The sequence below is a fragment of the Fulvimarina fulva genome, assembly GCF_039652615.1.
In the GTDB taxonomy this organism is placed as follows: Bacteria; Pseudomonadota; Alphaproteobacteria; order Rhizobiales; family Rhizobiaceae; genus Fulvimarina.
Window position 1 is genome coordinate 34,974 of the sequence record NZ_JBDJAC010000016.1, and the last position, 22,442, is coordinate 57,415.

The 22,442-nt window shown below is 61.0% G+C and carries 18 protein-coding genes and 2 tRNA genes; 9 read left to right on the forward strand and 11 right to left on the reverse strand.

All coding sequences use genetic code 11. The annotated features are described in order from the left end of the window. The first annotated feature begins 5 nt into the window (after positions 1 to 5). On the forward strand, positions 6 to 968 hold the full coding sequence (locus tag ABDX79_RS17570; RefSeq protein WP_346221609.1) for an AEC family transporter: 963 nt from the start codon (positions 6 to 8) through the stop codon (positions 966 to 968). On the opposite strand, the gene ABDX79_RS17575 is transcribed toward ABDX79_RS17570, so the two are convergent. Then, entirely contained in the window at positions 921 to 2,144 is a 1,224-nt protein-coding gene (locus ABDX79_RS17575; protein WP_346221610.1) for a UbiH/UbiF family hydroxylase, read from the reverse strand. The two genes, ABDX79_RS17570 and ABDX79_RS17575, sit on opposite strands and share 48 nt — an antisense overlap. A 177-nt stretch (positions 2,145 to 2,321) precedes the next feature. Here ABDX79_RS17575 and pcsA point away from each other — a divergent pair, with 177 nt between their 5' ends. From pcsA to glgX, 3 genes are all read left to right on the forward strand, one after another. Further along, the gene (gene pcsA / locus ABDX79_RS17580) at positions 2,322 to 3,068 is read left to right on the forward strand and encodes a phosphatidylcholine synthase (protein WP_346221611.1); all 747 of its coding nucleotides are present in this window, start codon (positions 2,322 to 2,324) and stop codon (positions 3,066 to 3,068) included. Between the two features lie 17 nt (positions 3,069 to 3,085). Next, complete coding sequence (locus tag ABDX79_RS17585; RefSeq protein ID WP_346221612.1) at positions 3,086 to 4,063, forward strand: quinone oxidoreductase family protein; 978 nt, start codon at positions 3,086 to 3,088, stop codon at positions 4,061 to 4,063. A 136-nt stretch (positions 4,064 to 4,199) separates the two neighbouring features. Then, positions 4,200 to 6,461 (forward strand): glycogen debranching protein GlgX, encoded by a 2,262-nt coding sequence (gene glgX, locus ABDX79_RS17590; protein ID WP_463671199.1) that lies wholly within the window; start codon positions 4,200 to 4,202, stop codon positions 6,459 to 6,461. A gap of 93 nt (positions 6,462 to 6,554) precedes the next feature. Here the strand turns inward: glgX and ABDX79_RS17595 are convergent, their stop codons facing one another. The 4 genes from ABDX79_RS17595 to ABDX79_RS17610 form a co-directional block, all read right to left on the reverse strand. Continuing rightward, entirely contained in the window at positions 6,555 to 6,908 is a 354-nt protein-coding gene (locus tag ABDX79_RS17595; protein ID WP_346221613.1) for an ATPase inhibitor subunit zeta, read from the reverse strand. Between the two features lie 348 nt (positions 6,909 to 7,256). Next, on the reverse strand, positions 7,257 to 8,270 hold the full coding sequence (locus tag ABDX79_RS17600; protein ID WP_346221614.1) for an Hsp33 family molecular chaperone: 1,014 nt from the start codon (positions 8,268 to 8,270) through the stop codon (positions 7,257 to 7,259). Positions 8,271 to 8,283: 13 nt separating this feature from the next. Next, positions 8,284 to 9,219 (reverse strand): ornithine carbamoyltransferase, encoded by a 936-nt coding sequence (argF, locus tag ABDX79_RS17605; protein ID WP_346221615.1) that lies wholly within the window; start codon positions 9,217 to 9,219, stop codon positions 8,284 to 8,286. A gap of 18 nt (positions 9,220 to 9,237) precedes the next feature. Beyond that, positions 9,238 to 10,452 (reverse strand): aspartate aminotransferase family protein, encoded by a 1,215-nt coding sequence (locus ABDX79_RS17610; RefSeq protein WP_346221616.1) that lies wholly within the window; start codon positions 10,450 to 10,452, stop codon positions 9,238 to 9,240. A gap of 475 nt (positions 10,453 to 10,927) precedes the next feature. Between ABDX79_RS17610 and ABDX79_RS17615 the strand changes: the two genes are divergently transcribed. Further along, on the forward strand, positions 10,928 to 11,518 hold the full coding sequence (locus tag ABDX79_RS17615) for a GcrA family cell cycle regulator (protein WP_346221617.1): 591 nt from the start codon (positions 10,928 to 10,930) through the stop codon (positions 11,516 to 11,518). Positions 11,519 to 11,639: 121 nt separating this feature from the next. On the opposite strand, the gene rlmB is transcribed toward ABDX79_RS17615, so the two are convergent. After that, positions 11,640 to 12,455, reverse strand: coding sequence for a 23S rRNA (guanosine(2251)-2'-O)-methyltransferase RlmB (rlmB, locus tag ABDX79_RS17620; protein ID WP_346221618.1), 816 nt, complete (start codon positions 12,453 to 12,455; stop codon positions 11,640 to 11,642). A gap of 197 nt (positions 12,456 to 12,652) precedes the next feature. Between rlmB and ABDX79_RS17625 the strand changes: the two genes are divergently transcribed. The 4 genes from ABDX79_RS17625 (at position 12,653) to ABDX79_RS17640 (ending at position 15,448) form a co-directional block, all read left to right on the forward strand. Then, positions 12,653 to 12,737 (forward strand) — tRNA-Tyr (locus tag ABDX79_RS17625). Between the two features lie 21 nt (positions 12,738 to 12,758). Beyond that, positions 12,759 to 12,832, forward strand: a tRNA-Gly gene (locus tag ABDX79_RS17630). Positions 12,833 to 13,181: 349 nt separating this feature from the next. Further along, positions 13,182 to 13,463, forward strand: coding sequence for a hypothetical protein (locus tag ABDX79_RS17635; protein ID WP_346221619.1), 282 nt, complete (start codon positions 13,182 to 13,184; stop codon positions 13,461 to 13,463). 38 nt (positions 13,464 to 13,501) lie between these two features. Next, positions 13,502 to 15,448: a methyl-accepting chemotaxis protein gene (locus ABDX79_RS17640; RefSeq protein ID WP_346221620.1), complete on the forward strand. Its 1,947-nt coding sequence runs from the start codon at positions 13,502 to 13,504 to the stop codon at positions 15,446 to 15,448. Between the two features lie 177 nt (positions 15,449 to 15,625). On the opposite strand, the gene ABDX79_RS17645 is transcribed toward ABDX79_RS17640, so the two are convergent. The 5 genes from ABDX79_RS17645 to ABDX79_RS17660 all read right to left on the reverse strand — a co-directional run bounded on the left by ABDX79_RS17645 (position 15,626) and on the right by ABDX79_RS17660 (position 22,199). Continuing rightward, positions 15,626 to 15,868 carry a hypothetical protein gene (locus ABDX79_RS17645; protein ID WP_346221621.1) on the reverse strand — a complete coding sequence of 81 codons (243 nt, stop codon included), beginning with the start codon at positions 15,866 to 15,868 and terminating at the stop codon, positions 15,626 to 15,628. Further along, positions 15,865 to 16,188 (reverse strand): thermonuclease family protein, encoded by a 324-nt coding sequence (locus tag ABDX79_RS19765; protein WP_463671200.1) that lies wholly within the window; start codon positions 16,186 to 16,188, stop codon positions 15,865 to 15,867. The genes ABDX79_RS17645 and ABDX79_RS19765 overlap by 4 nt, the downstream gene beginning before the upstream one ends. A 455-nt stretch (positions 16,189 to 16,643) precedes the next feature. Then, positions 16,644 to 20,066, reverse strand: a complete 3,423-nt coding sequence (locus ABDX79_RS17650) for an error-prone DNA polymerase (RefSeq protein ID WP_346221622.1) — start codon at positions 20,064 to 20,066, stop codon at positions 16,644 to 16,646. Continuing rightward, positions 20,063 to 21,628: a Y-family DNA polymerase gene (locus ABDX79_RS17655; RefSeq protein WP_346221623.1), complete on the reverse strand. Its 1,566-nt coding sequence runs from the start codon at positions 21,626 to 21,628 to the stop codon at positions 20,063 to 20,065. The genes ABDX79_RS17650 and ABDX79_RS17655 overlap by 4 nt, the downstream gene beginning before the upstream one ends. Then, positions 21,513 to 22,199, reverse strand: coding sequence for an ImuA family protein (locus ABDX79_RS17660; RefSeq protein ID WP_346221624.1), 687 nt, complete (start codon positions 22,197 to 22,199; stop codon positions 21,513 to 21,515). The genes ABDX79_RS17655 and ABDX79_RS17660 overlap by 116 nt, the downstream gene beginning before the upstream one ends. Positions 22,200 to 22,442 lie beyond the last annotated feature (243 nt).

The window sequence follows — 22,442 nt, forward strand, 5'->3', positions numbered from 1 at the left end:
TCTCCATGCTCGAAATCTTCGGCCTGATCGCGCCGTTCTTCGGTCTCATCGCCCTCGGCTTCGTCACGGGACGGCTGGTCGACCATCCTGTTTCAGGTCTCGCCTGGCTCAACGTCTTCGTCGTCTATCTCGCGCTGCCCGCGCTGTTCTTTCAGCTCCTGTCGAAGACCCCCGTGGAGGAGTTGGCCCAGGTCGACTTCATCGCCGCGACGACGGCGGCTACATTCTTCGTATTTGCGGCAACGCTCTCGCTCGGCCTCTGGATGACGCGCGGCGACCTTGCCGCCGCGACCATTCAGGGGTTTGCCGGTGCCTACGGCAATATTGGCTATATGGGCCCGGGCCTCGCGCTGGCGGCGTTTGGAAGCGGTGCAGCGGTGCCGGTTGCGCTGATCTTCTGCTTCGACAACACCCTGCATTTCACGATGGCGCCGCTTCTGATGGCGCTGGCGTCCGGCAAGGGCGCGTCCTTCGCTTCACTCGCCAGCCAAGCGCTTCGGCGAATCTTTACCCACCCCTTCATCATCGCAACGATCCTCGGCGTCGGTGCTGCGATCATTGGCTTTGAACCACCCGAGCCTGCCGAGCGCTTCCTTGATCTTCTGGCCGCTGCCGCCGCTCCATGCGCGCTCTTTGCCATGGGCGTGACGCTGGCACTGCGCCGTCTGAAACGCGTGCCTGTCGAGCTTGCGTGGCTCGTCCCGATCAAGCTCGTCGTTCACCCGTTGATCGTTTGGCTTTTGCTCGGTTTCGTGCCGGGCGTTGATCCTGTTTGGGTATATACGGCCGTGATCATGGCTTCGCTCCCGGCGGCAACGAATGTGTTCGTACTTGCTCAGCAATACGACGTTTGGGTCGAGCGGGCATCGGCGACCGTACTCGTCTCGACGGCGTTTTCGGTGCTGAGCGTTGCCCTGTTTCTATATCTCATCACCGAAGGACTGCTGCCGACGAGCCCAATCCTTTAGGCGTCTTGGAAGACCGAACAGGCCAGCCCCTGGCGAAACGCCCTCACGCATGGCGAAGCGCCGCAACGGAGAAGATGCCGCCATCGCTGTCAGTCCGGCCGAGCGCCCGAGCTGCACTGGAAGGAAGCCCGTCAGCAATGAGCGGTTCAGTGCGTCCACACCGGCTGTCCGGCTCGAAACGTCTCCGCGACGTTTTGCCTCGAAGCGCAGGAGCGTCGAACGCCGGCCGGGATCGTCCCGGCTTTCTTCAAGACAATCGAGTAGAACGCTGCAATCACGAAGGCCCAGATTGAGCCCCTGCGCGCCGATCGGCGGAAAGACATGCGCAGCTTCGCCGACAAGCGCGAGGCGCACGTCCGTGAGGCGGTCGACCGTCGCACTGGAGAGCGGAAACGCGCTGATCGCGCTTTCGAGCGAGACCTTCCCAAGGATCGAATGCATTTTCTCCTCAATGACGCGCTCGAGCTTTTCGGGCTTCAGATCGACATAGAGTTCAGCGAGATCGGGTTTCTCGACCCAGACGATCGCGGAGTTGCGACCCGGCATCGGAACCTGCGTGAAGGGGCCAGTCCGCGTGTGAAACTCCGTCGAGATCGAACCGTGGGCGACCGCGTGGGACACGTTCAACACCAGCGCTGTCTGCGGATAGCGCCAGCTTCGCGCCTTGATCCCGGCGGCTTCGCGCATCGCCGATTTGCGTCCGTCGGCCGCGATCACGAGGCCGACGCGAATCTCGTCTCCGGTGGAGAGGCGAACCGTCGCGTCGTCTTCACCTGCCTCGAACCCGACCGCGCTCGCATCGCGCCGTTCGAGATGTCTTTCGCCGTCCGCTGCCTTATCGAGGATTTCCGCCATATCGCGGTTCAGAATGTTGTAGCCGAAGGCAGGCAGTTCGATCTCGGAGGACTTGAATTCCACCGTGGGCGCCCGGAAAAGGCGGCCCGTGTCGTCGACCAGCCGCATCACGGCAAGAGGCTCGGACTTCTCGCTTACGGCTGCTTCGAGGCCGAGCCGCTCCAGAAACGCCATCGATGAGCCGATCAGCGCCGTCGTTCGTGTATCGGGCTTGCCGGTCGGGGCAATCAGGACCGTATCGAAGCCGGCTTGGGCGAGGGCGATCGCCATGGCAGTTCCGGCCAATCCACCGCCGACGACTGCGATATCGCGCTTTTCCATGACTTCCCTTTGCTTGCAACGCGTCTGGTCTTTGCCTCAGTTGAAAGGCAGGACCGAAAATTCGTTCCCAGACCCTGCGAATTACAGGCCGATGCCGCTATGTCCATAAACAAGATCATGCTTCATGCAGCGACAGATTGCTGCGCTTGAGACCAGGATAAGGGTACCGTCTACGTTATGTCATTCGATTTGAGCCGGTTCGCACAATGGCGAGCCTTCCTCGTCCACATTTTCACGGCCACGGGTGCCTTCTTCGCGTTCCTCTCCCTCATCGCCGCCGGGGAGGGTCGATTCGTCGATGCCTTCCTCTGGCTGGGCGTCGGGCTTTTCGTCGATGGTATCGATGGTCCGATCGCGCGCAAGTTCGAAATCAAACGCCGCTTGCCGAACTGGTCGGGCGACATGCTCGATTCCGTGATCGACTATTCCACCTTCAGCCTCATCCCCGCGGTCGCGCTTTACCATTCCGGTATCATCGGCAGGCCGCTGTCCTTCGTTGCTGCGGCGCTGATCGTCATCACCAGCGCAATCTACTACGCCGATCTGCGTATGAAGACGAAAGACAACTTCTTCCGCGGCTTTCCGGTGTGCTGGAACATGCTCGTCTTCACGCTTTTCGCGATCCATCCGAATGAGCTCACGGCATTCCTCTTCGTACTCTTGTGCGCCGTCGCGACCTTCCTGCCGGTCAAATTCCTGCACCCGGTGCGCGTTGAGCGCTGGCGCCCGGTGAATCTCACGGTCTTTGCGATCTGGTCGATCCTCGGCATCGTCGCTCTCATTCAGGGACTTGAGCCATCTTTCCTGGTCAAGGCGGGACTCGTGGCGTCCGGCCTCTACCTCTTCGCCATAGGCGGCGTTTTCCAGCTTTACGATAAATTCACCGGGGCGAACCCGGAAGCGGAAGAGCCGAGCAAAACCTGAGACTTTGGGAAGAGACCATGACGAAAGCGATGCGCATTTACGAAACCGGAGCGCCAGAGGTGATGAAGTGGGAGGATATCGATCTTCCCGCACCTGGCGAGGGGCAGATCCGGGTCCGGCAGACGGCAGTCGGCGTCAATTTCATCGACGCCTATTTTCGCGACGGCACCTATTCCGCACCCGGTTTCCCCTTCACGCCTGGCAAGGAAGGGGCTGGCGTCGTTGACGCGGTCGGCTCGGGCGTCACCGATCTCAAGGAGGGTGACCGGGTTGCCTATGCGGCGGCGGATGGTTCTTACGCCGAAGAGCTGATCATTGCCGCCGCCAACGTCGTTCCGATACCGGATGGCGTCTCCGACGAGACAGCAGCCGGAATGATGCTGAAGGGCATGACCGCCGAATATCTGCTCAATCGCACCTTCAAGGTGGGCAAGGACACGACGCTTCTTTTCCATGCGGCCGCAGGCGGCGTCGGGCTGATCGCCGGTCAATGGGCAAAACACCTTGGCGCAACGGTGATCGGCACCGCCGGCAGCCCGGAGAAATGCGAACTCGCTGAGGCGAATGGCTATGACCACGTCATCAATTACCGCGAGGAAAATTTCGCCGAGCGCGTCGCCGATCTGACCGACGGCAAGAAATGCGACGTCGTCTACGACTCGGTCGGCAAGGATACATTCGACAAAAGCCTCGACTGCGTGAAGCGCCTCGGCACGATCGTCACCTTTGGCCAGTCCTCGGGCGTCGTTCCGCCTATCTCCACAGGTATCCTGAACCAGAAGGGATCGCTCTTCCTCACGCGTCCGAGCCTCTTCAACTACACGGCGACGCGGGACGAGCTTCTCGACTGCGCGAACCATCTCTTCGATGTTGTGAAGTCCGGCGCGGTGAAGATCGAGATCGGCCAGACCTATCCGCTATCGGAAGCTGTCCAGGCGCACCGCGATCTGCATGCGCGCAAGACGACAGGAACGACGGTTCTGACGATCGGCTGACGACCGCCGTCCACAAATTGTGCGGGGAGGGCGTCCAACGCCTTCCGCCGGCAATCTTTTTGCTTTGCACCATGGAACGTCGAGCCGCAGAAGAGATTGAAGGCAAGTCACTAATCTTGCGCTACGGGGCACCCGGTTGACCATCCACATCACACCCAACACCAAGGCTTCCTACCAGCGAGGTGCCGGTCGTCCGGCATCGCGGGTTCACGAAGGCAGGCCGTACCCACTCGGCGCGACGTGGGATGGCCTTGGCGTCAATTTCGCGATTTTTTCCGCCCATGCCACGAAGGTTGAGCTTTGCATCTTCTCACCTGACGGAAAGAGCGAAGTCGAGCGGATCGAGCTGCCGGAATATACGGACGAAATTTATCACGGCTATTTGCCGGAGGCCCGGCCGGGCCTCATTTACGGTTATCGTGTTCATGGCCCCTACGAGCCTGATGTGGGCCATCGCTTCAACCCAAACAAGCTGCTGATCGACCCTTACGCAAAGCAGATCCGTGGTGAGGTGAAGTGGGACCACGCGCTGTTCGGCTACACGATCGGCCACAAGGACGAAGACCTTTCGTATGACGAGCGTGACTCCGCGCCGTTCATGCCGCGCTGCGTTGTCGTCGATCCGGCGTTCACTTGGGGTGCGGAACGCAAGCCGAACGTGCCATGGGACCGGACGATATTTTATGAGACCCATGTGAAGGGTTTCACCCAGCGCCATCCATCCGTGACGGATCTGGACCGCGGCAAATTCACCGGTCTCATGAACCGTGACGTCGTCAACTACATCCGATCGCTGGGTGTGACCTCGGTCGAATTCATGCCCATCCATGCGCTCGTCGACGACAGTTATCTCGTTGACCAAGGGCTTCGGAACTACTGGGGCTACAACACGATCGGCTTCTTTGCTCCCGACCCGCGTTACCAGGGCTCGACAACCATCAACGAGTTCAAGGAACTGGTGGCGACCTATCACAACGCCGGCCTCGAGGTTATTCTGGATGTGGTCTATAACCACACCGCCGAAGGCAACGAGAAGGGCCCGACGCTCTCCTTCAAGGGCATCGACAACGCTGCCTATTACCGGTTGCTGCCTGATCAGCCGCGCTACTACATCAACGATACCGGTACCGGAAACACGGTGAATACCAGCCATCCGCGCGTGATGCAGATGGTGACGGACTCGCTGCGCTATTGGGCCGGCGAAATGCGCGTCGACGGCTTCCGCTTCGATCTCGCCACCATTCTCGCTCGCGAACCGAGCGGCTTTTCGCAGGAATCGAGTTTCCTCCACGCCTGCATGCAGGACCCGTTGCTCTCCCAGGTCAAATTGATCGCGGAGCCTTGGGACTGCGGGCCCGGCGGCTATCAGGTGGGGCAGTTCCCGCCCGGCTGGGCGGAATGGAACGATACCTATCGCGACATCGTGCGCGGCTACTGGCGTGGTGACGAAGGCTTCCTTCCAAAACTTGCCGGCAAGCTTTCAGCGTCTGCCGACCTGTTCGACAGCCGCGGGAGAAAGCCTTGGGCGAGCGTCAATTTCATCACCGCCCATGATGGCTTCACGTTGAAGGATCTCGTCACCTATAACGAGAAGCACAACGAGGCGAACGGCGAGAACAACCAGGACGGTCATGACCACAACATCTCGTATAATTACGGGGTAGAAGGCGAGACCGACGACGAGGAGATCAAGGAAATCCGCTTCAGGCAGATGCGGAATTTCTTCGCGACGCTCCTATTCTCGCGCGGCACGCCGATGATTCTCGCGGGCGACGAATTCGCTCGCAGCCAGGGCGGTAACAACAATGCCTATGCCCAGGACAACGAAATTGGCTGGATCGATTGGGACGCTCCCGAGGAGTCTCGGCAACTTGCCCGCTACGTTCAGCGTCTCATCAAACTGCGCCAAAGCCTGCCGATTTTACGGCGCGGAACATTCCTCCATGGCACCTATGACGAGGAACTTGGCGTCAAGGACGTCGCCTGGATACGGCCGGACGGAGAGGAATTCGAGGACGACCATTGGGAAGACCCGACAGCCAAATGCTTCGGTGTTCTTCTCGACGGTCGCGCCCAGTCGACTGGTATCCGCCGACGCGGATCGGATGCGACCATGCTGCTCGTCATGAATTCCCATGACGACGTGGTGAACTTCAAGCTGCCAGAGGCTGCAGGCGGGCTCAAATGGCAGCGCATCTTCGACACGAACGCCCCAGAGGAGTTCGAGTTCGAGCCGTTCGAGTTCGGCCACGACTACATGGTCACCGGCCGGTCATTCCTGATGTTCCTCGTCGAACCGGATAACAATGAAGACGGGCAGGAAGAGGCGATCCGCTCTTTTGCGTATATCCGCGAAGCTCTTGCACAGGCCGCCGGCGATCCGCTGCCGCTTCGGTAAAATCTCAAAGCAAAAGCGCCGCCCGTGATCTCGGGTGGCGCTTTACGAAGTGTCGTCAGGCTTCTGCCGAGATCAAAATTCTCGGTTGCCAGCTCAGCTGACGAGATGTGCATCGGCGGCCAAATGGGGTAGGTGGATTACCGCAGGCTGCGCCAGCCCGGCGAGAACGATGCTATACTGTGTGCGGACCATCTCGATATGGACGCCCAGAGGCGCGAGATTGGCGGCGACTTTATGGAACCCGCCGCGTCCATCCTTCGACGTGATGCTGGTATCGACGATATCATTTGCATAACGTTCGCCCTGTGCCTCATCGAGGTTTAGGCGGGAGGCAGCCCAGAGCCCGACCTGACGATCGGCTTTGACGCGAGTGATGAAATCGCAGCGCTGCTCAAGGACGAAACGCAATTCAGCGAGTTCGGTCCGGCTTTTCACGATCTTTTGCATGAAGTTTCCCCTAAAGTGTGTTGACAAGGGAAATGTGCGCCAATCTCTTCGTTGAGCCGTCAAAATTATCCGACAAATTTTAGATATCAGCCGCGAAACAGCGCTGCCGGATATCTCGCCTCTTGTTATTGTCAATTCTCTGTGAATGCGGTGTGAGGCTGACATGCCGGAAATGATTTCCCGCGAGCTGTCAGCAGACGATGCCGAGGTTCAATTCGAATGGCGGCGAAAGTCGATTTCGAAAATGTTCATGGATCAAAAAACCACGGATACGCTGCCCGGTTGGACCGGCCGGACGGCGTATCAGAATGTTGAAAGCGGTGTTTTCAGATATCCCTCGGCACAGGATCAGGATGCTGCGCCGGAAGCGTCTTCGAATTCTGCGGGATCGAACACATATTCAGACGAGCAGAACTCGCAGGTGACTTCGATCTTTCCGTTCTCGATGCTCTCGCGAAACTCGTCTTCCGAAAAACTTTCGAGCACACTGCGGATCCGCTCACGCGAGCAGGAGCAATCGTCCGCCACGGTGTTGGCCGGAAAGACGCGCACGCCACGCTCGTGAAACAGACGGTAGAGCAGGCGCTCGACGCCGATCTCGGGATCGGTCAGCTCCGAGGCATCCACCGTATCGACAAGCGCGCGGGTTTCGAGCCAGGTATCGTCGAACTCGATCGTGTCTCCCGTCTCGTCACTTCCCTCCGGTGCATCGCCGCCTGGAAGATCGGGCATGCGCATGCGCTCCGGTGCTTCCGGCAGGAACTGAACCACCATACCGCCGGCACGCCAGGTCTCCTTGAAACCATCTTCGCCGCGCCGCGCGATGCGTGCGACGGCAAGCTTGACGGTAGTCGGGATCTGCTCGGACTGGCGGAAATAGGCTTCCGCAACCTCTTCCATGGAGGCGCCGTTCAGCTCGACGATACCCTGATAGCGTTGGGTATATTCGCCCTGATCGACGGTGAGGGCGAGAATGCCCTGGCCGAGCAGTGCTTCCGGCGAGGTCGCGCCGCCTTCGACGGCAACGGCCAGCTTTTCCTCGTTGTAGCGGGCATAGGCTCGAACCGAGGAGGGCGTCGTGAAATCGACGACGAGAAGATCGACCGCGCCATCGGTCTGTGTCTGCGCGATGAACTTGCCGTCGAACTTCAGCGAGGTGCCGAGAAGCACGGTGAGAACGATCATTTCGGCAAGCAGCCGAGCGACCGGCTCTGGATAGTCATGCCGATCGAGAATGGAATCGAGCATCGGCCCGAGCTGCACGGCGCGGCCACGCGCATCCAGCGGCTCGACGTGGAATGGAACGACGGCATCGTCGCCCGCGAGTGTCATCTCGGCGAGCGTGGTTTCCTGATCAGCCATATGGTCAGGCCTCCTATGCGAGCCCTATCTTGTTGTTGTCGAGCGCTCCGAAGACCCACGCCATCACCGACTTCTGCGCATGCAGCCGGTTCTCGGCCTCGTCGAAAACCACCGATTGCGGACCGTCCATGACGGCGTCGGTGACCTCCTCGCCGCGATGCGCCGGCAGGCAATGCATGAAGAGGGCTTCGGATTTCGCATGACGCATCAGATCCTCGTTGACCTGATAGGGCATGAACACGTTATGGCCGCGCGCTTGGTCCTCGCGGCCCATGGAAACCCAGGTATCGGTAATGACGCAGTCCGCGCCGCTCACCGCTTCGACCGGGTCGTTCGTAGTTAGGATCTCCGCGCCCTCGTTTCGAGCCCAGGTGACGAACCGTGCATCGGCCTCCGATCCTTCCGGCGTCGCGATGGTCATCTTGAAGTCGAACCGGGCTGCCGCCTCGATCCAGGATGCCGTGACATTGTTGCCGTCGCCGACCCAGGCAAAGGTCTTGCCCTTCACCGGCCCGCGCTTTTCCTCGAATGTGAGAATGTCGGCCATGATCTGGCAGGGATGAGTGTCGTCGGTTAGGCCGTTGATGACCGGGACCGTGGCGTTCTCGGCAAGCTCCATCAGGCGCGCATGCTCCGTCGTTCGGATCATGATCGCATCGACATAGCGCGACATCACCTTGGCCGTGTCCGCGATCGTCTCCGAACGGCCGAGCTGCATCTCGGTGCCCGACAGGAACAGCGTCTCGCCGCCAAGCTGGCGCATGCCCACATCGAAGGACACGCGCGTGCGCGTGGAGGGTTTGTCGAAAATCATCGCGAGAACCTTGCCTTCGAGTGGCTTTGGCTGCAGGGCGCCCAGGGACTTGCGATGCGACGCATCGGCAATGATGGTCCGAAGGTCGCCGCTGTCGACGGCCGCGATATCGAGAAAGTGTTTCACAGAGGTCATCGTCGAGTCTTACGGCGCTCAGGCGCTCTTCTTGTGTTCCGAGAGGGCGGTGAAGGCGTTTTCGAGACGCTGCATAGCCTCCCGAATTTCCTCCGGTGTGATGATCAGGGGCGGAAGCAGGCGCACGACGTTGTCGCCGGCGGGAACCGATAGAAGGCCTTCGGCGCGAAGCGCCGCGACCGCTTCCACATTCGGACAGACCATCTTCAGGCCGATCAGAAGGCCCGATCCGCGAACCTCTTCGAGAACATCGGGAAAGCGGTCTTTGAGAGATTCAAGCGATTGCTTGAAGAGGATTGCCTTGTCGCGAACGTTCTCCAGAAAGCCATCGTCGAGAACTATGTCGAGGACCGCGTTGCCGACAGCCATGGCAAGGGGATTTCCGCCATAGGTCGAACCGTGCGTGCCGGGCGTCATCGCGGACCCGGCAGCCTCCGTCGCAAGGCAGGCACCCAAAGGAAAGCCGCCGCCGATGCCCTTCGCGGTGGCGAGGATATCGGGTTCGGCACCACCGGCATTCTGGTGCGCGAACAGGCGGCCCGTCCGTCCGATGCCCGTCTGCACTTCGTCGAAGATGAGAAGGATACCCAGTTCGTCACAGAGCTCGCGAAGGCCCGTCAGGCAGGGCAGGGGCAGTTTGCGAACGCCGCCTTCGCCCTGTACCGGTTCGACGAGGATTGCTGCGACATCCGGCTCCGCTGCCGCCTTGCGCAGGGCATCGTGATCGCCGAAGGGCAGGGATGTAAAGCCCGGAGCCTTCGGGCCAAAACCTTCCAGATACTTCGCCTGTCCGCCCGCCGCGATGGTTCCGAGCGTCCGGCCGTGGAAGGCGCCTTCGAAGGTCAGGATGTTTACCCGCTCCGGTGCACCGTTGGCATAGTGGTAGCGCCGCGCAGTCTTGATCGCGCATTCGAGCGCCTCGGCGCCGGAATTTGTGAAGAAGACGCGATCCCCGAACGTCGCCTCGCAAAGCCGATCGGCGAGGCGTTTCTGGCCCGGAATCTCGAAGAGATTGGAGACGTGCCAGAGCTTGTCGGCCTGGCTCTTCAGCGCCTCGACGAGATGCGGATGGGCGTGGCCGAGCGAATTCACCGCGACGCCGCCCGCGCAATCGAGATATCGCTTGCCGTCGTTTCCATTCAGCCAGACGCCTTCGCCCGACTCGAAGGAAAGTGGAGCGCGGCTGTAGGTCGGGTAAATGGAGTTGGAAGTCTCGGCGGTGGTTGACGGCATAAGCTCAACGAGGGGTCAGAGGTAAGGTGTGGCGCGAACCAGTCCTTTAAAAGCGACAAGCCCGCCACGAGGGGCAGGCTCTTCAAAACCAGGTCGCAACCGATGGTATTTCGCGGCTATTTCACGCGAACGGGCATTTTTGTCAACGAAACGCGGCCCGCCTGAGTACAGGGAGCCAATCTCGACCGTGCCGGAGACGAGCCGGAGTTTGCCCATGGCCCTGATCCGCCTCGGGTGCACATGAAGCTGGTGTGAAGGTGTTGCCGGGATGCAAAGGTTGGGGAAAAGCAGGATGTCCAGGCCTTGAAGCCGCCGTTTCCCTTGTCTCTCGATTCGTCGGCATTATAGATTGATAAGAACAACACTATATTTCGTAGTGAAGCTCGGCTTATTAACCAGATGCTGTGTGCGTGGCGCAATCTTTGATGTGCTGGCCCCTCTGGACTTGGCCGAAAGCGGCGAAAGGACACGGATTATGAGCTGGACCGACGAACGCGTCAGCACCCTCAAGCAACTCTGGACGGAGGGGCTCAGCGCGAGCCAGATCGCAGACAAGCTTGGCGGCGTCACCCGAAATGCAGTGATCGGCAAGGTTCATCGCCTCAAGCTGGAGTCCCGCGGCAAGACGGCGACTGTCGAAGCGGTGACGGCGGAGGCAGAGCCGGTCGAAGAGACCGTCGAGGCGGTCGAGGCCGTGCAGCAGCAGCCCGAGGTCGAGGTGGTCGAGGAGACTGTGGTCGCCGGTCGCTTTGCAGCAGCGGCTTCAGCCGCGTCCGCGCCGCGCCCTCAGTCCTTCGGTGCGACGGCTCTCAAGATGGAGCCGGAAGAAGAAGAATATGACGCCGAGCCCGAAACGCGAACGGATGCGAAGACCGGCGAGGTGGTTCCGATCGCACGCAAGCTGACCCTCGTGCAGCTGACGGAGCGGACCTGCAAGTGGCCGGTTGGCGATCCGATGCATGACGATTTCCACTTCTGTGGCAATTCCTCGCGGGACTCCTCACCCTATTGCGAGTTTCACGCAAAGCTCGCCTTTCAGGCTGTGGAACGCCGCCGGGTTCGCTGAGAAGCGATGGATGAAGTCGCCGGCGGCTTCATGCGATGATGCAGAAAAACCTTCGAAGGCACCGCTTTCGAAGGTTTTTTGTTCTTTAGCGCTTGTCCGGCTGCGTCTGTCGGATTCGATGTCAGGCGCGGTGGGGTAGCCGTCTGCGGATCGCGTAAAGCGCGACGGCGGCCGCATTCGAGACATTGAGCGAATGGATCGCGCCCGGCATTTCAAGTCGGGCGAGGGCGTTGCAGGTGGACCGCGTCTTCTGGCGAAGCCCCTTTCCTTCAGCCCCCAGAACGATCGCGATCTTTTCGCCCTCGACCGCCGTCTCGAAGTCGCTTTCGCCTTCCGAGTCGAGACCGATCGTGTGAAAGCCGAGGCGCGAGAGTTTTTCCAGCGTCTCGGCGAGGTTGCGGACCTCGATCTGCTTGACGTGCTCCAGCGCGCCGGACGCGGCCTTGGCGAGAACGCCGCTCTCGGCCGGGGAATGGCGCGAGGTGGTGATGAGGCCATCGGCCGCGAAGGCGGTCGCCGATCTCAAGATCGCCCCGACATTGTGCGGATCGGTGACCTGATCGAGAACGAGAATGAGGCTGGCATCGCCCAGTTGATCGAGGCGAAGCGGAGCCAGAGGTTCTGTTTCCAGACACGCGCCCTGGTGCACGGCCTCGCCGCCCAGGAGCTTGTCCAGATCTTTTGGCTCGACAATCTCGATGGGGCAGGGAATCGCCTCTTCCGCCATATCGAGCCGGCCCAGCGCATTGCGGGTGACGAACAGCCGATGGCAGATGCGATCAGGATTTTTGAGAGCAGCCGAGATCGTGTGCAGACCGTAGAGCCGAAGCGGCTCCGGCCCCGACGGCTCGCGTTCGCGCTTTCTGTCGCGGTGCGCTCGCCGGAGCGTCGCGTAATGGGTGTCTTTGGGGGTGCGGGAAGGCTGATCCGTTGTCATGGGGCTGCCTTATCGAACCGCGAGAGCGCCGACAACTCGGTGCCTTGAGGAGTGCGTGTGAAAAGGTCTGAAAATTGACGCGGGTAGGCGTTGACAGACAAGCGCTGTCCGACCATAACGCCACCCGGATGCCAAGGGCGCTGCCTTTTGCATCCACCGGTTCGATGCCTGAGAGAAAGGCATCGGAAAGGCGGCTCGGAGGGGTGTCCGAGTGGTTAAAGGAGACGGACTGTAAATCCGTTCGCTATGCGTACGCTGGTTCGAATCCAGCCCCCTCCACCACCGCCGTCTTTGTCCGGTTCCGCGGGTATAGCTCAATGGTAGAGCAGCAGCCTTCCAAGCTGAATACGCGGGTTCGATTCCCGCTACCCGCTCCAATAAGCCTTTGAAATATATGCTGTTTTACCATTGAGCTCTTGGCCCCGTGTCACTGTGTCAGTCGCGTGTCACTGGCGTATTTTCTGCCTCGCCAATGCAGTGGCCCGGTTGGCTTCGAGAACGTCACTGCGGACGTAGCGAAGCGTCGTGTTGGCATTTGAGTGGGTGGCAAGCTTCCTTGCTGCTTCGATTCCGCTCACCGACCCGTTTCGCTGATCGCCCCAGCCCGCGTATCCATGGACCATACGTGATCCGGCACCCCTGCCTTCTTCGCGATTTCACGCCATGCCTGGGCATAGTAGTTTTCCCGCCTGTCCGTCGTCAGAACATTTCGCGCAGATCGCGGAGATGATAGCGGAGGACCTCCGGGACCTCGGGTTCAATCTCGAACTCAAGACAGCCGAGTGGAACGATTACCGCATCAACATGCAGGATGGAGGGGTGACACGCGCTCTCTACGGTTGGACCGGTGACAATGGCGGCCTCGCCTACTTCGCCTATGAGACGAACTATCTGATCGATCCGTCTGCAGCGAAATTCGAGCTCGCGGGATCAGAGACCGGCACACCGGGGCCGCGAACGTCACATCTGTTAATAGTTAATTTCGAAAGTCTTGCCATGAATTCGTGACGCAACGATCCAACTGATTTCAAACAGGACTTCGGCAGATGAACTTCACCATCACCCGCAAACTCGCGGCGTTGATCGCCCTAGCCGCGATCTGCAGCATCGCCGTGATGTCCCTGCAGCTCTACTCGCTGCACGAGAGCATCTGGAAGGATCGCAAGAATCTGATCGTCTCGCAAGTCCAGAGCGCCATCACCATGCTTGGCGGCTTCCAGGCCCGGGTCGAGGCCGGCGAACTGACGGAACAGGAAGCAAAGGACCGCGCTCGCGAGGCTGCCCTGCCCATCCGCTTCGGCGAGAACGATTACCTGTTCATGATGGACGGAGACGGCATGCGCGTCATGCATCCCGATCCCAAACTGATGGGAACGGACTCCTTCGAATCGAAAGATGCCACTGGTCTCCACTACAACAAGGAGATGGTCGAAAACGCTCACAAGGGCGGCGGCTTCACCGAATATTACCGAACCCGGCTCGACGGTTCGGGCGGACTGTCCACGAAGCTGTCCTATGCGCAGCTGTTCGAGCCCTGGGACTGGACTGTGGCCACCGGTCTTTATGTCGATGATCTGCAGACGCAGTTCATGGGCGAGGTCTACAAGACGCTTCTCTGGTTCGGCGCCTTGGTCATCGGTCTCATCGCCTGCGCGATCCCGCTTGCGCGCTCGATCTCCCGCCCGATCGACAAGATGACGGCGGCGATGCGCTCGCTCGCAGCCGGCGACAAGTCGGTCGAAGTCTCCGCACGGGGACGGTCCGACGAGATCGGCCAGATGGCGGGTGCCGTCCAGGTGTTCAAGGAACAGGCGATCGAGCGCGACCGGCTGGAACGCGAAGCTGCGGCTGCACGGGCTTCGGAAACGGAGTTGAAACAGCGTCAGGCCGATCTGGATCATTCCAAGGCAGAGGATCTGCGCGCCTTCATGGGCATCGTCGATCGCAGCTTCGACCGTTTGTCCGCGGGCGATCTCACGGTGCGCATGGAGAACGTGGTGGCTCCGGAGTTCGAGCCGATCAGGGCCAAGTTCAACGCCTCGATCGAAGAGCTGGAAGCAGCGATCGGCCACGTCGTCGAGGCTATCGGCACGATTCATGTCGGGCTGGGCGAAATTACCGTCGCCTCCAGCGATCTTGCGAAACGCACCGAACAGCAGGCGGCGAGCCTGGAAGAGACGGTCGCCGCGCTCGGCGACGTGACGAGCGGCGTGAACTCCGCAGCCAGGGACGCTGGTGAAGCCAGCCACACGGCGGAATTGGCACGCGCCAAGGCCGAGAAAGGAAGCGAGATCGTCGCCCAGGCCGTGACAGCCATGGGCAAGATCGAAGGCTCGTCCCAGCAGATCAGCCAGATCATCTCCGTCATCGACGAGATCGCCTTCCAGACCAATCTCCTCGCGCTGAACGCGGGTGTAGAGGCGGCGCGTGCTGGCGAATCCGGCAAGGGTTTCGCGGTTGTGGCACAAGAAGTCCGCGCGCTAGCCCAGCGTTCGGCAGAAGCTGCCAAGGAGATCAAGAAGCTCATCACCATGTCGTCGGAACAGGTGGAGTGCGGCGTCGAACTCGTCACGGCCTCGGGCCAGTCGCTGGACGAGATCGTCGCCGAAGTCGGGGTCATGGCTTCGGTCATCACGAAGATCGCTCAGTCCGCGCGGGAACAGGCCGTCAGTCTGAACGAAGTCTCGAGCGCTGCCGACCAGATGGACAAGGTGACCCAGCAAAATGCTGCGATGGTGGAGGAGTCCACCGCGGCGGCACAGACGCTGGCGACAGAAACCGACAGTCTCGCGCAGGCGGTGAGCCGCTTCAGGACGAAGCGCGCCGCTCGTGAGAATGTCTCTTCCGCGGTCTCGTCCAAACCGGTGGCTCAGCCGAAGGCGCGCGGTTCAAGCGCGCAGACCTCCAAGGCGGTGGTGCAGCTGCGCGCAGTCGGATCCGGTGGTGCCGCTCTCAAACCTGCCGCGAACGACGACAGCTGGGAAGAGTTCTAAACCCAGCTGACAGGGCGCTATCTTTACCCGGTCGAACTTTGCGTCGAAGCCGCCTCCATAAGGCGGCTTTGGCGTGAGTCGATTTGGCGGACGCGCAACAGGCTGTGGGTAAAGACGTTCATTTGATCCCCTAGACGGTAAATCGCAGCAAAGTAATTATTGAATGGTTCCTGAGGATTAACGACCTTCAAGATATCGCGTCGCGGTATCCGGGTTATGGACATAGCCAGTCCGCTTCGTGATCTCGCGTCTGACGAGATACCAGAGGCGTCCGTCCTGGGGCCGGTTCGTCTCGCTAATCCGGGCCGTAAACCATGCCTCTGGCGGCGACATGCAATTGAGATATGCCGTCGTCTCCACGTCGATGCGATCAGCAAGTTCGCGACGGGCGGCAAGATAGCGGCGGATGCGAGTGATCATCCGCTGCACCATGGGTTTCCACTGTTAAGCCAAGGCTGCGCCAGTCCCTCATTTATCAAGACCGTGCAGGCATCGCGTCCATCGTTCAGTTGGATCCAAACGAGCGCGCGGCCATAGCGATCCTGGCCGCTTTGCGACAAGGAGTAGCCTCCGGCCATCATCTGGCGAAGCCGATCGCGCGCTGCGTATCCCGCGTTCGCTTCAGCTTGGCATTCGGGCTTGCTTATCTCGGGCGTGTCGACTTCACCGGACTTGGTTACCGAACGCCACCGTATGCCATTTTCCCAACCCGTATCGTCGTTGATGACGCAGGTAACCATACGCTCGGCGCGATCGCCACCGGAGCAAACAGGCAACGAAGCGGCAAGGGTAGGGGAAGTGGAGAGGAAAAAGTGCGGTAGCAGCAAATCTGATTACGGGCGCCACGTAACAGGCCACAGAAAATCGCGAAAGATCGCGACTGACACGGCATGAACGAAAGCGGAACTGATTTGTGACACGCGGCTCGAACTGTGACACGAGACCATTGATATCGCCGTATATTTTAGAGCCTTCCAAGCTGAATACGCGGGTTCGATTCCCGCTTCCCGCTCCAGACTTTTCAAACATTTGCTATCGCTGCGTTTAACTCGTGTCAGAGCCATGTCAAGACCTTAAAGACTGACGGGCAAGGGCCGTAGCCCGGTTCGATTCAAGGACATCTGACCGGACGAGCGAAGCCGAGGTATTGGATCTTTGAAATCCGTCGCCGCGAAGTGATCAAATGAATTTCGGCTCAGTGGAAGTTCCTGCCCTTCGGCCATGGGCCGTTGGCGACCTTGCCTTCCTCCTTGCTCGGAGTGCTCCGGCGGGTTTCCGGAGCTTCCCGCAGCAACTGGCGTAGTCTCGCGGCGGGTTTGATTTTGCGGCGGATATCCTCGACCGGGCGGCGCACCTCGTCGGCGCGGGCAAGGCTGTCGATCGGACGGTCGCTGTCGTAAAGCACCGCCAGCATCGGCGTCAGATCCTCGATATGCCGCGCCACGACGTGAACGACGTCGTCGACGTTCTGCACCCGTCCTGTGACGCCGATGCAACGAGCCCCCAGAACCAGACTGCGATATTGCTCGAAGACCTTGGGCCAGACGACGATATTGGCGATGCCGGTCTCGTCCTCCAGGGTTTCGAAGATTACGCCCTTTGCCGAACCGGGGCGCTGGCGCACCAGAACAAGCCCTGAGATATTCGCGGTGCGCCCGCTCTTCAGCATGCCGAGACCGACATTGTCGCCGTAACCGCGCTGGCGGAGTTCGTCGCGAATGAAGCTCATCGGATGAGCCTTCAGGGAAAAGGCGAGCGACTGGTAGTCGATCATCACGTGCTCGCCGAGCATCATCGGCGGCAGATGGGTTTCGGGCTCTTTCTGCAAGTCCCGTTGATCGACCGCGGCGAAGAGTGGCAGCCGTTCCGAGCTCGAAAGCGGGTCGAGGGCCTTCACCGCCCAGAGCGCATCACGCCTGTCGAGCCCGATCGAGCGAAAGCAGTCGGCGTCGGCAAGCTTCTCGATGGCGCGACGCGACAGGCCGGAGCGCAGCCAGAGATCGCGTACGCTGTCATAGCCTTGGCCTCGCTTTTCAGTGAGCGTGGCTGCATCCTCTTTTCCGAGGCCTTTGACCAGCCGCAGGCCGAGACGCACCGCATGGGTGTTTCCCATCTCATCTCGCATGTCCTGGAAGCGCGGCGAGATGGGCTGGATCTTTGCATCCGGCTCCAGCAGGCAGTCCCAATCGGAAAAATTGACGTCGACGGGACGTATCTCGACGCCATGCTTCCGCGCATCACGGATCAGTTGCGCGGGCGCGTAAAATCCCATCGGCTGGGAATTGAGGAGCGCCGCGCAGAAAACGTCTGGATAATGGCATTTCAGCCAGCACGAGACGTAGACGAGCAGGGCGAAACTCGCCGCATGGCTTTCCGGAAAGCCGTATTCGCCGAACCCCTCGATCTGGCGAAAGCAATGGTCGGCAAAATCGCGGTCGTAGCCATTGGCGACCATGCCCTCGACCATCTTGGTGTGGAACGAGCCGATCGTGCCGACACGGCGAAAGGTTGCCATGGCGCGGCGCAGCTTGTCGGCCTCGCCCGGCGAGAAGTTCGCGGCGACGATGGCGATCGACATCGCCTGTTCCTGAAACAGCGGGACGCCGAGCGTTTTCTTCAGAACTTCCTCCAGCGCCTTGCTCGGATAGGCAACGTTCTCCTTCTTCTGGCGCCTGCGCAGATAGGGATGAACCATATTGCCCTGGATCGGGCCAGGGCGAACGATCGCAACCTCGATGACGAGGTCGTAATAGCAACGCGGGCGAAGGCGCGGCAGCATCGACATCTGCGCGCGGCTTTCGATCTGAAACACACCCACCGTATCGGCCTTGCAGATCATGTCGTAGGTGGCGGTATCGCCATCGGATAGAGAGGAAAGCGTTTCCGGGCGATTGTAATGGTTTGCCAGAAACTCGAAGCTCTTGCGGATGCATGTGAGCATGCCGAGCGCCAGAATATCGATCTTCAGCATGTTCAGGCTTTCCAGATCGTCCTTGTCCCATGAGACGATCGTGCGATCTTCCATGGCGGCGTTCTCGATCGGGATCAGCGAGGAAAGGCGGTCACGCGTGATGACGAAGCCGCCGACATGCTGCGACAGGTGGCGCGGAAAGCCGATGATTTGCCGGGCCAGATCGAGCATCTGCTTCAGATGCTTGTCGGTTGGGTCGAGGCCGGCGCGGCGGGCATCCTCGTCATGGATCTCGCGCGACCAGTTTCCCCATTTGACGCCGGCGATCGCCGCGATGGAATCCTCGCTGAGGCCGAAGACCTTGCCGACTTCACGAATGGCCGAGCGGGCGCGATAGGTAATGACGGTCGCCGCCAGCCCGGCATTTTCCCGCCCGTATTTCCTGTAGATGTACTGGATCACCTCCTCGCGCCGCTCGTGCTCGAAATCGACATCGATATCGGGTGGCTCGCCGCGCTCCTCGGAAATGAAACGCTCGAACAGGAGATTGACCTTCGAGGGGTCCACTTCGGTGATGCTGAGGCAGTAGCAGATCACGGAATTGGCGGCCGACCCGCGCCCCTGACACAGAATCTTCTGGGAGCGCGCGAAGCGCACGATGTCGTAGACGGTCAGAAAGTAGGGCGCGTAATCGAGCTTCTTGATCAACGCTGTTTCGTGAGCGACGGCGTCCAGAACCTTGGGCGGCGCGCCATCCGGAAAACGGCGTTTCAGGCCGATCTCCGTCAATCTCTCCAGGGCGGTCTGGGCGTCCATCGCCGCGTCGCCGAGCTCTTCGAACACCGGGGCGTCGGGATACTGGTAGGCCAGCTCGTCCAGGGAGAAGTCCAGCTTGCGAACGAGGCGCAGCGTTTCGCAAACCGCCGCCTCGTAACCCTTGAAGGCGGCGAGGGCTTCGGCGGGCGAGCGCAGGCGCCGCTCGGCATTGGCCTCGAGCCGGGCACCGATGCTCTTGAGCGTTTCGCCCTCGCGAATGCAGGTGAGAACGTCCTGAAGGGGACGGCGGGCGGGATGGTGATAAAGCACATCGCCGAGCGCCAGAAGCGGCACGTCGTGCCGGGCTGCGATCTCCGCAGTTCGCGCCATGTCGCGCTGGTCATGGGGGCCATAGGCGCGCACGAGACCGCAATAGAGCGATTTTCCGCAGTGGGGCGCCAGCGCCGCAAGGCAGGTCTCCAGCGCTTCGGTGTCGCCCGTCAGGGGGTGGACGGCCATGAGAAGCCCGTCGCTATGGGCAAGAAGGTCGTCGAGGACGATATGACATTCGCCTTTCGGTGCGCGGCGCTTGCCAAGGCTTAGAAGTTCGCAGAGCCGGCCCCAGCCCTTCCGGTGCATCGGCCAGACGAAGGTGTCCGGCGCAGAGTCCTGAAAGACCAGCCGGCAGCCGGGTACGAACTGAAGCCCCGCTTCTTTTGCGGCCATGTGGCCGCGCACCAGTCCCGCGACCGAATTGCGGTCGGCCAGACCAAGAGCGGAAAGGCCAAGCTTAGCTGCTTCGGCTACCATTTCCTCCGCATGGGAGGCGCCCCGCAGGAAGGAGAAATTGCTGGCCGCCGCCAGCTCTGCATACCCAGTCTCTTGCGGCTCATGGCTTGCACGAAAACCGGGCTTCGTTCGTGAACCCGCTTCAGGCGGCAGGTCGGTCATGCGAACAGCCCTTGCACGAACCAGACCGGCCGCCCCGTCTCGCGCTCGTAAAGGCCTTGCCGGAACAGCCAGAAGCGATGGCCGCCGGACGTCTCTATGCGGAAATAGTCGCGCGTCGGCGCAGCGCGGCCATCCACCCACCATTCGCAGGCGATCCGCTCCGGTCCCTCGGCGCGGGTGACCTCGTAGAGCATCTTGCGCCAGCGAAATTTCAGAGGCGGGCCTTCCGGCAGTTCGGCCACCACCTCCGCGCCCTCGGGACGTTCGAAAAGAACGATAGGCCTGATCGCCGGATCGGCGATGGACGCATCTGTCTCCTGAGACCGGTTTCGGCGCAGCGCCGGCACCAGCCCGTGGCGACGTTCCGGTATATGCGTGTCGGCCGACACGAAAACTTCCACCCGGTCCGAACCGAGACGCGCCGAAAGCCTGTCGATCAACGGATTGAGCGCTTCTTCAGGGGGGATGCCCGACACCATGTCGACCTGCGCGGCATCGAACGGATCGGTCCGCGACACCGACAGGCGAATGACATCGAAGCCGAAACCGGCGTCCCATTCGTTATGCAGGGCGGCAAGACGCTCGTCGAAGAGGCGCGCCATCGCGGCCGGATCGCGCAGGGGCGCCGATGTCTCCACGCACACGCCCGAGACATGGCCGTCGCAGCGAAAGAGCGTGAGCTCGGCCCGTCGCATGCCCATGCCGCTTCGCTCCAGCGGTTCGACCAGACGGAGGCAAAGCGAGCCTATGACGCTCTTGATCGCCTCGTTCTGAACGATGGGATCGAAGAAGCGTCTCTCGGCGATGAAGCTGACCGGCGGCGACAGGGGCGAGAGAGCTTCACCGACATCGCCCATCGCCTGATCGAGCCGCTGGAATACGGACGGGCCGAAACGGGCCGTCAGTGCAGCGCGCGGAATTGAGAACAGGCAGCCGATGGTCTTGAGGCCGAGCCGGGCAAGTTCGCGAACCTGTCCGGCCTCCAGCCTGAGGGCCGAGAGCGGAAGGGGTTTGAGCCTCTCGCGCTGACGGCCCGGCGGTGCGATCGCGTGATCATGATGGCGCGTCAGCGCCCAGGCCGCGCCGGCTGTGTCGGCAAGCGCGATGGCTGCGTGAAACCCTTGAGCTTTCAGGCGAACCGCCAGATCCTGCGTCAGATCGCTTTCGCCACCGAAAAGATGTGCGCAGCCGCTGATATCGAGAAACAGCGTGTGGTCCTGCCCGAATGCCACGAAGGGCGTATAGCGTTCACACCAATGGGCGATGCGGCGGAAAAGGTTTTGGTCGGCCTCTTCATCCTGCGGCACGCAATCGAGATCGGGCCGGATCGCGCGTGCATCGCTCAGCGATTGGCCTGTCTGAATGCCGGAAAGATCGGCGACGGGTTCGACCGCGATCACGCGCAGTGCCTGCCGATGCTGACCGGTGACGATGATCGGAGGAACGTCAGGACGCCCGTTCAAGCGCCAGGATGCGCCCCATCTCGTCCGCGCGATGCGTTCGATCCGAAGATGCGGCAGACGGCAGGCGAGGATGCGTTGACGCGGCACCGTATTCGACATGGTCAAAACTCCTCGATTGCGGGTTCCAGGCCACCTTCCACCGGCCGGTTTCACCATTGCGATTGCGTTCCAGTTCGAGGGTGAGGCACATCGGGCCGAGGCTTCGGGCAAAATGGCCGTGCGGGACCGAGACGGCTGGCGCCACGCACCAGCGCGTCGCAGCGCTCGATGCCTCTTCCGCCCCCTCTTGCCTGAGGAGGAACAGCGGCACGCCGCTTTCCTTGGCGCGCAGTGTCAGCTTGCGGCTGACCGAAAGATCGAATGCCTTCGGATTGCCTCTGACATGCAGGATCACGGCGCCAAGACCTGCGGTCCTGACCGCTTCGCCCGCCGCCCACAACGTGTCGCGCAAGTGGACCGGGCGCACATGGACGAGACGTCCGGCCGCAACGCCGAAGCTCCTCATCCCGTCGGGAAAGACGCGGCCTCCATCGACCAGCGCCGAAACGTCACGCAGCCACAGGATCGGCTGGGACGCGCGCTCCCTGCTCAAAAGCGCAAAGACCAGTCCGTAGAGAGCGGCAACGTTCCGCGAGGACGTGCAGCGCAATTCGTGCAGGCCATTCCGCACCAGACCGCCTCCGAGACAGGCGTCGATTTCGGAAATGCCAAAGTCTATACGACCGCCAGAAGCCGTCGGCCTCGGAGGATGGTTGCGCGCCGTTTTGATGGCGGAAATCGAATGTTGTAACGCAGCTTTCGTGGCGGCGAAGTCGGTCATGTCAGAGCGCTTTTGTTCATGTTATGTTCTAGATAAGACTCAAGCCGGAGAAAGAGTCAATTCGGCCTGTGCTGGTTTCAGCGGGCCAATTGA

Excerpts from the sequence above, each read along its gene's own strand:
- ABDX79_RS17570 (WP_346221609.1), top strand. The coding sequence starts at position 6 with ATGCTCGAAATCTTCGGCCTGATCGCGCCGTTCTTCGGTCTCATCGCC.
- ABDX79_RS17575 (WP_346221610.1), bottom strand. The coding sequence starts at position 2,144 with ATGGAAAAGCGCGATATCGCAGTCGTCGGCGGTGGATTGGCCGGAACT.
- ABDX79_RS17595 (WP_346221613.1), bottom strand. The coding sequence starts at position 6,908 with ATGCAAAAGATCGTGAAAAGCCGGACCGAACTCGCTGAATTGCGTTTC.
- ABDX79_RS17635 (WP_346221619.1), top strand. The coding sequence starts at position 13,182 with ATGATAGCGGAGGACCTCCGGGACCTCGGGTTCAATCTCGAACTCAAG.
- ABDX79_RS17610 (WP_346221616.1), bottom strand. The coding sequence starts at position 10,452 with ATGCCGTCAACCACCGCCGAGACTTCCAACTCCATTTACCCGACCTAC.
- ABDX79_RS19765 (WP_463671200.1), bottom strand. The coding sequence starts at position 16,188 with ATGGTTACCTGCGTCATCAACGACGATACGGGTTGGGAAAATGGCATA.
- argF (WP_346221615.1), bottom strand. The coding sequence starts at position 9,219 with ATGACCTCTGTGAAACACTTTCTCGATATCGCGGCCGTCGACAGCGGC.
- ABDX79_RS17650 (WP_346221622.1), bottom strand. The coding sequence starts at position 20,066 with ATGACCGACCTGCCGCCTGAAGCGGGTTCACGAACGAAGCCCGGTTTT.
- ABDX79_RS17645 (WP_346221621.1), bottom strand. The coding sequence starts at position 15,868 with ATGATCACTCGCATCCGCCGCTATCTTGCCGCCCGTCGCGAACTTGCT.
- ABDX79_RS17655 (WP_346221623.1), bottom strand. The coding sequence starts at position 21,628 with ATGTCGAATACGGTGCCGCGTCAACGCATCCTCGCCTGCCGTCTGCCG.
- ABDX79_RS17615 (WP_346221617.1), top strand. The coding sequence starts at position 10,928 with ATGAGCTGGACCGACGAACGCGTCAGCACCCTCAAGCAACTCTGGACG.
- rlmB (WP_346221618.1), bottom strand. The coding sequence starts at position 12,455 with ATGACAACGGATCAGCCTTCCCGCACCCCCAAAGACACCCATTACGCG.
- ABDX79_RS17600 (WP_346221614.1), bottom strand. The coding sequence starts at position 8,270 with ATGGCTGATCAGGAAACCACGCTCGCCGAGATGACACTCGCGGGCGAC.
- pcsA (WP_346221611.1), top strand. The coding sequence starts at position 2,322 with ATGTCATTCGATTTGAGCCGGTTCGCACAATGGCGAGCCTTCCTCGTC.
- ABDX79_RS17640 (WP_346221620.1), top strand. The coding sequence starts at position 13,502 with ATGAACTTCACCATCACCCGCAAACTCGCGGCGTTGATCGCCCTAGCC.
- ABDX79_RS17585 (WP_346221612.1), top strand. The coding sequence starts at position 3,086 with ATGACGAAAGCGATGCGCATTTACGAAACCGGAGCGCCAGAGGTGATG.